Annotated in this window: 2 protein-coding genes; both read right to left on the minus strand. The window is 51.2% G+C overall.

Translation table 11 applies throughout. The features are described 5' to 3' along the window. On the minus strand, positions 1-210 hold a 210-nt coding region (locus tag J4G02_21620), incomplete at its 3' end, for a hypothetical protein (GenBank protein ID MCE2397119.1). Positions 211-391: 181 nt separating this feature from the next. Next, on the minus strand, positions 392-1,300 hold a 909-nt coding region (locus J4G02_21625; protein MCE2397120.1), incomplete at its 5' end, for a sulfatase-like hydrolase/transferase.

The following is a 1,300-nucleotide window of genomic DNA, read 5'->3' on the forward strand; positions in this document are numbered from 1 at the left end:
CTTGAGAAGGGAATTAAAGGTGATTAGCACCGTTAGGGTGACTACCACATTGTAAATGAGCGCCATTGTGGTCGGCAACGTGCTCCAAAACCGCAGATGGTTCGCCATGATAAAATAGGTATTGACCGGAATCAACAGCAATCCAAGGAGCACCGCTCGAAATGTCACGTTCGCACTCGTTGTCTGGTGGAGCTCTGCTTTTTCGACCATTATCCGCGCTTCCTCTTGACATGAAAAAAGCCCTATGTGTCATGCACAGGGCTTTTTGGTTCGATGCTTTCCAATGCGACGTTGCACTGGGGGAGGTAGGTATATCGTAACTCCATCAATCTGCATTTATTCGTGTGTTTTAGACAGGCTGGCTTGGCTTACGACAATTGCTCACTCTCAATCAGCTGCCCTCAACTTCACTGCGTTTCTGCATTTCCAGCAGACATAGATCTGCGAGATCGCTGCCCAACGGATCATCTATTTCCAAGGCGTAGCGTTTGAGTAACTGGGCAAGTTCGGCAGTGATTTCGGTATATGGCGGGAAGTGGAGATACTGATTGTGGCCATCTGCCCGCGGCGTATTATACAGGTTCAATTCCTCTTCTGGATCGTTGACCAGATCATACAACTCGTGGTTACCCGTATAGCTGCGCAGCCCACCTACAGGTCGGCTCAGGATTAGCTTCCACTCGTTGGTGCGGATACATCGCTGGTCGACGAATTGATCGCGGGTGATGTTCTGGGTGTAGTGGGCTTCCCGCCACGGAGTGGATTCATCCCTTAACAGTGGTGTCATGCTGCTACCGTGCAGATAGTCAGGAATTTCCAATCCAGCCCAATCGAGAACCGTGGGCATCAGGTCTTGCAGCCCTACAAAGTCCTCAATAACTGATCCCGCTTCGATGGTTCCCGGTTGGCTAAAGATCATGGGCACCTTAATCGAGTCTTCGTGGCAGGTAAATTTGTGATCTGACCCACGATAGGAGAACATATCCCCGTGGTCGGAGTAGTACACAACGATGGTGTCTTCGGCGATGCCCAGTTCATCTAGGGCAGTCATCAGTCTGCCCACGTTGTAGTCGATGGCACTGACGGCAGCGTAATAGCCAGCATACGGCACTCCCTTGCCCCGATACGGTTCATAGAACTCTTTGGGCGCGGTGTAAGGGTCGTGGGGTGGGTAGTAGCCGTTCACCGCAAAGAAAGGCTTCCCGCTTGTTGCCTGCTCCTTGATGAATTCAATCATCTGATCTGTTTGTTGGTGGGGCTTGTAAACGCCATCCCGTTTATTGTCCACCCAATGACCTCC

The sequence above is a fragment of the Candidatus Poribacteria bacterium genome (assembly GCA_021295755.1).
In the GTDB taxonomy this organism is placed as follows: domain Bacteria; phylum Poribacteria; class WGA-4E; order WGA-4E; family PCPOR2b; genus PCPOR2b.